The sequence below is a fragment of the Sphingomonas sp. LH128 genome, assembly GCF_000293195.2.
In the GTDB taxonomy this organism is placed as follows: domain Bacteria; phylum Pseudomonadota; class Alphaproteobacteria; order Sphingomonadales; family Sphingomonadaceae; genus Novosphingobium; species Novosphingobium resinovorum_A.
In genome coordinates, this window is record NZ_ALVC01000325.1 from 1 (window position 1) to 5,657 (window position 5,657).

Genomic DNA, 5,657 nt, shown 5'->3' on the forward strand with positions numbered 1-5,657 from the left:
GCGCGCCGGTTCTTGAGGCCGGTCATCGGCTTGCCGTCGTTGTAGATCCACTTGCCGAACTGGGCCTGCGCCCCGGCGAAGTCACCCGCCTTGTGCAGCTTGCCCAGCGACGAACTTGTGATCTTGCCGGTGTTGTAATGGAACGAGACGAGCGCGTCGAACTGGTTCTGCGAGGTCGCGGCAGAGCCGATGAAGGCGGCCACTTCCTTCACGTAATCGACCATGTCGACGTCGAAACGCGCATCGCACTGCGCCTGCGTCCAGACGATGCCCTTTTTCACGTCGGAGCCCGTAGAGCCCCAGCCGATCGTCCAGGGCTTGCCGTCGACGCTGCCGGGGTCGGGATAGGCCGCGAAGGTGCCGTTGGCCTGCCGTTTGGCGCAGCCCTCCCACTTCTTGATGAGCTTGGCCCCGGCGGCGCCCAGCACGCGCCCCGTCGCCGCGACAGCGGTTGCGGGGCTTGAAACCGGCTCGGGGGCGAGACTGGCGGTCAGGCCGCCGGTGGAAAGGTCGATCGCCTTGTCCAACGCGTTGACTTCGGCCTGTGTGAACGAACGGTCCAGCATCTTGCGGACGGCATCAAAGATCGGCTTGCGATTCATGTACGTGCCCTTTCGCTACAGACGGCGCACGCAGTATCGCGTGCAGAACAACTACACTTCGCGCGCCCGAATAAGTGTGAATACGGCGGAAACGCCGCCAGATACGGTCCCGTCTCTTGCGGGGTACGCATGAGGTACATCCACGTCGGTGCTGTAGGAAAGCGGATTCTTGAGGAGGAGCGGCGCTATCCGGAATTGTCATTAGCCCCGGAACGCGAAAGGGGCGCCCGGATTGCTCCGGACGCCCCCTCTCGGCGAACTGGTCGCCAGCGCTGATCGGATGGATCAGGCGCTGTAGTACATGTCGAACTCGACGGCCGACGGCGTGGTTTCCCAGCGCAGCACTTCCGGCCACTTGAGTTCGAGGTAGGCTTCGATCTGGTCCTCGGTGAACACGCCGCCTTCGAGAAGGAAGGCGTGGTCGGCCTGGAGGGCGTCCAGAGCTTCGCGCAGCGAACCGCAGACGGTCGGCACTTCGGCGAGTTCGGCCGGCGGCAGATCGTACAGGTTCTTGTCCATGGCTTCGCCCGGGTGGATCTTGTTCTTGATGCCGTCGAGGCCGGCCATCAGGAGCGAAGCGTAGCACAGGTAGGGGTTGGCCATCGCGTCGGGGAAGCGGAATTCCACGCGCTTCGCCTTGGTGCCCGCACCGTAGGGGATGCGGCACGAGGCCGAGCGGTTGCGCGCCGAGTAAGCGAGCAGAACCGGTGCTTCGTAACCCGGGACCAAGCGCTTGTAGCTGTTGGTGGTCGGGTTGGTGAAGGCGTTCAGGGCCTTGGCGTGCTTGATGACGCCGCCGATGAAGTACAGGCAGGTCTCCGACAGGCCGGCGTAGCCGTTGCCGGCGAAGGTGTTCTCACCCTCGTTCCAGATCGAGATATGCGTGTGCATGCCCGATCCGTTGTCCTTCATGATCGGCTTGGGCATGAACGTTGCGGTCTTGCCGTAAGCCTGTGCGACCATGTGCACGACGTACTTGTAGATCTGCATGCGGTCGGCGGTGGTGACCAGCTTGCCGAAGGTCAGGCCGAGTTCGTGCTGGGCAGCTGCCACTTCGTGGTGGTGCTTGTCGCAGGGCAGACCCATTTCGAGCATGGTGGTGACCATCTCGGCGCGGATGTCCACGGCCGAGTCGACCGGGGCGACCGGGAAGTAGCCACCCTTGGCACGCGGGCGGTGGCCCAGGTTGCCGGTGTCGTATTCCTTGTTGGTGTTGCCCGGCAGTTCGATGTCGTCGATCTTGAAGCCGTTGCCGTCGTAGCCGTCGTAGAACTTCACGTCGTCGAACATAAAGAACTCGGCCTCGGGGCCGACGAACACGGTGTCGCCGAAGCCGGCCGACTTGACGAACGATTCGGCGCGCTTCGCGGTCGAGCGCGGGTCGCGGGCGTAGAGTTCACCGGTCGAGGGCTCGACGATGTCGCAGAACAGGATCAGCATCGGGGTGGCCGAGAACGGATCGGTGTAGACGGCGTCGAGGTCGGGCTTGAGGATCATGTCCGACTCGTTGATGGCCTTCCAGCCCTCGATCGACGAACCGTCGAACATCAGGCCGTCTTCCAGCTCATCCTCGCCGAGGACGGTCGAAACCATGGTCAGGTGCTGCCACTTGCCCTTGGGGTCCGTGAAGCGAAGATCGACCCACTCGATCTCCTCGTCCTTGATCTTCTTGAGGACGTCCTTTGCACTAGCCATTTTCTTGGTTCTCCAGCGTTACTCTTCCGATCCCGAAAGAGGATAGGGTTGGTCTTGTTGCGGGAATGCGACGGCCCCCACCGTCGCAGCCCGATTTCTGCGATCTTTAGAGCGCGTCGTCGTCGCGCTCGCCGGTGCGGATGCGCACGGCGGTCTCGACGGGGACGACGAAGATCTTGCCGTCGCCGATGCGGCCGGTCTGCGCGGCGTCGGCGATCGCCTCCACCACGCGCTCGGCCAGAGCGTCGGGCACGACGACCTCGAGCTTAACCTTGGGGAGGAAATCCACGACGTATTCGGCGCCGCGGTAGAGTTCGGTGTGGCCCTTCTGGCGCCCAAAGCCCTTGGCTTCGGTGACGGTGATGCCCGAGACGCCGACTTCGTGCAGCGCTTCCTTCACTTCGTCGAGCTTGAACGGCTTGATGATGGCTTCGATTTTCTTCACGCCTGCCTGGACCCCTGCACTTGCACCCGGACTGTATCTTGAGGGAACCGGTCCGGGAACCAGAAGCCTCGCGCGCGATTCCCATCAAGAATCGTGCCAATGCGGTGGCACACCTGATAGGCCGAGTGTGCGCCTGCGAAAAGACCGCATTTGGGTGATTTACCCGGTCAGTAAACAATCTGTCGCATATGATGCGCCGGATTTGGGAAATGTTGTGTTCAATATTCAGGCAAGTGGTGCCTGAATATTGTGCACCAGCACAAACAGGGCAGCGCCCTTGGCCCGCCCGCAAGAGCGACCCACTTTGACATGAAACCCAGCCTGTCATTGCGAGCGAAGCGAAGCAACCCAGGGCAGCACTACGCCGCCCTGGGTTGCTTCGCTTCGCTCGCAATGACGAAGTGAGTTCAGTCAGGTTTGTCCGACCACGACGCCATCAGGTTTCCAAAACGGGGATGACCGGCGATTGCCCGCCACATAACCTCCGCCCTCACCCCTTGGTGACGGAGGGCATCCCGTCCTTGGGGCCGGTGGCGGCATCGTCGCGGCGGGGGCTGGCGACGGCGGCGGCGATCAGACGGTCGTGTTCGGCGGTGTCGATGCGTTCCCACCCGGCGCGGCCGAGCTTTTCCATCGGGCGATAGCGCACCTTGTACTGCATGCGCGCCGAACCCTCGACCCAGTAGCCGAGGTAGACGAAACCGAGCCCCATCTCCTGCGAACGGCGGATGTGGTCGAGGATGATGTAGTTGCCCAGCCCCTGCCGCGCGCTTTCGGGGTCGTAGAACGAGTAGATCATCGACAACCCGTCGCACTGGCGGTCGGTCAGGCAGGCGCCGACGAGGCGACCGGGCACGACGCCGTCCATCGACGGCTCGCGGTATTCGATGACATAGCTGGTGACCGGCGTGTGCTCCACCATGTCGGCGAAGTCGACTTCGTCCATCGTCGTCATGCCGCCTTCGGGGTGACGCGCGGCGAGATAGCGCTGGAGCAGTTCGAACTGCTCGCTGGTGGACCAGGGGCGGCAGACGGTGGCGACGAGATCCGAATGCGCCTCAAGCGTGCGCTTCTGCGTGCGCGAGGCGCGGAATTCGGACGCCACGACCCGCACGGAGACGCAGGCGTTGCAGTCGATGCAGGAGGGGCGATAGGCGACGGTCTGGCTGCGGCGAAAACCGATGCGGCCCAGTGCATCGTTCAGCGAATCGGCGTGCGGTCCCTTGAGTTCGGTGAATACCTTCCGCTCGCTACGGCCCGGCAAGTACGGGCACGGAGCCGGGCTCGTCACGAAGAAGCGGGGAAATCGAACGGGAGCCGTCACCTAACTGGATCTTCCTCTAGCGTTGCGGCCGGCCTTATGTCCGTCTGCTTTCCCAAATATGCATAGCGCTGCAGCGCCTTGCGAGTCTTTTAACCACAAAAACCGACCGGTCTGCGGTGAAATCGCGCCGGACTGGCGGTATCGCCCCATCGCCGTACCAATTCGGGGCGATGGGGCGATGTAATCGTTACCTCGAACGATATACCTCCATATCGCCCGAAGCCAGCCTCTTTCGAATCAATCTGTCTCGACCAGCTTCACTTCGTAGCCTTCGCGGCGCAGCCCGGCGATCAGCGCCTGCAGCTGCTCCTTGTCGCGCGCCTCGCACTCGATCTCGGTGACGAGACCCTTGGCGGGCAAGTGCGTGAAGATACGCTGGTGGAAGACTTCGATGATGTTGACGTTGTGTTCGTGGAAGATCTTGGCGACCTTGAACAGCGCGCCCGCGCGGTCCTGCAGCCCGATCTTGAGACGGGCGAGGCGGCCCGAGCGGGCGAGGTCGCGCAGCAGCACGTTCGCCAGCAGGCGCGTGTCGATGTTGCCACCCGACAGCACGAGGCCGACCTTGCGGCCGACGAAAAGCTCGCGGTTGTTGATCACAGCGGCAAGGCCCACGGCGCCCGCGCCTTCGACCAGCGTCTTCTCGATCTGCAGCAGCAGCGCCAGCGCGCTCTCGATCTGCGATTCGCCGACCAGCAGGAATTCGTCGAGCAGCGAGCGCAGCACCTTGGAGGTCATCAGGCCCGGCGCGATCACCGCGATGCCCTCGGCCAGCGTGTCGCCGCCGATCGGCAGGCTGGTGCCCTTGAGCAGATTGTACATCGAGGGATAGAGCTGCGCCTCGACGCCGATCAGGCGGATGCCCGGATTGATGTCGCGCGCCACGGTGCCCATGCCGGTGGACAGGCCGCCGCCGCCGACCGGCAGCACCAGCGTGTCGAGTTCCGGCACGTCCTCCAGCATTTCCAGCGCCACGGTGCCCTGCCCGGCCGCGACATTGGGCTCATCGAACGGGTGGACGAAGGTGAGGCCCAGCTGCCCCTCCAGCTTGCGCGCGTGGGCATAGGCCTCGTCGAAGCTCTCGCCCTCCAGCACCACCTTGCCACCCACGCTCTCGGTCTGCATGACCTTCACCGTCGGCGTGGTCTTGGGCATGACGATGGTGACGGGCACGCCAAGGCGCGTGCCGTGGTAGCTCAGGCCCTGCGCGTGGTTGCCGGCCGAGGCGGCGATGACGCCGCGCGCCTTCTGCTCCTCGGTCAGCAGCAGCAGCGCGTTGAGCGCGCCGCGCTCCTTGTAGGCGGCGGTGAACTGCAGGTTCTCGAACTTGAGCCAGATTTCGGCGCCGGTGATCGCGCTCAGCGTGGAACTGTAGAGCGTCGGCGTGCGCACGACCTTGCCCGAAATTCGCTCCGCCGCCGCGCGTACGTCGGCTGCGGTCAGCGGGGCGTCTTCGAGGCCCGCGGGAGCGATGTTGAGCAAAGTCTGGTCCATAGACCCGCGCGCCTACCGGAAACGGCGCACAATTGAAAGGACGTCGTCCCGGACTTGATCCGGGACCGCTGGCCGTGAACAGCCCACCCATCGGCGG

General features: G+C 64.0%; 5 protein-coding genes. All 5 read right to left on the reverse strand.

Annotated elements, in window-relative coordinates; all coding sequences use genetic code 11:
- Positions 1 to 602 (reverse strand): lysozyme (locus tag LH128_RS23130; RefSeq protein WP_008832114.1); only part of this gene is annotated, 602 nt, incomplete at its 3' end.
- Positions 603 to 887: 285 nt separating this feature from the next.
- Positions 888 to 2,297, reverse strand: a complete 1,410-nt coding sequence (gene glnA / locus LH128_RS23135) for a type I glutamate--ammonia ligase (RefSeq protein WP_008832115.1) — start codon at positions 2,295 to 2,297, stop codon at positions 888 to 890.
- 106 nt (positions 2,298 to 2,403) lie between these two features.
- Positions 2,404 to 2,742, reverse strand: coding sequence for a P-II family nitrogen regulator (locus tag LH128_RS23140; RefSeq protein ID WP_008832116.1), 339 nt, complete (start codon positions 2,740 to 2,742; stop codon positions 2,404 to 2,406).
- Positions 2,743 to 3,232: 490 nt separating this feature from the next.
- A complete protein-coding gene (locus tag LH128_RS23145; RefSeq protein ID WP_036525982.1) occupies positions 3,233 to 4,066 on the reverse strand; it encodes an arginyltransferase in 834 nt (277 codons plus the stop codon).
- 237 nt (positions 4,067 to 4,303) lie between these two features.
- Positions 4,304 to 5,560 (reverse strand): threonine ammonia-lyase, encoded by a 1,257-nt coding sequence (locus tag LH128_RS23150; protein WP_008832118.1) that lies wholly within the window; start codon positions 5,558 to 5,560, stop codon positions 4,304 to 4,306.
- Between the last annotated feature and the right edge of the window lie 97 nt (positions 5,561 to 5,657).

Excerpts from the sequence above, each read along its gene's own strand:
- glnA (WP_008832115.1), bottom strand. The coding sequence starts at position 2,297 with ATGGCTAGTGCAAAGGACGTCCTCAAGAAGATCAAGGACGAGGAGATC.
- LH128_RS23150 (WP_008832118.1), bottom strand. The coding sequence starts at position 5,560 with ATGGACCAGACTTTGCTCAACATCGCTCCCGCGGGCCTCGAAGACGCC.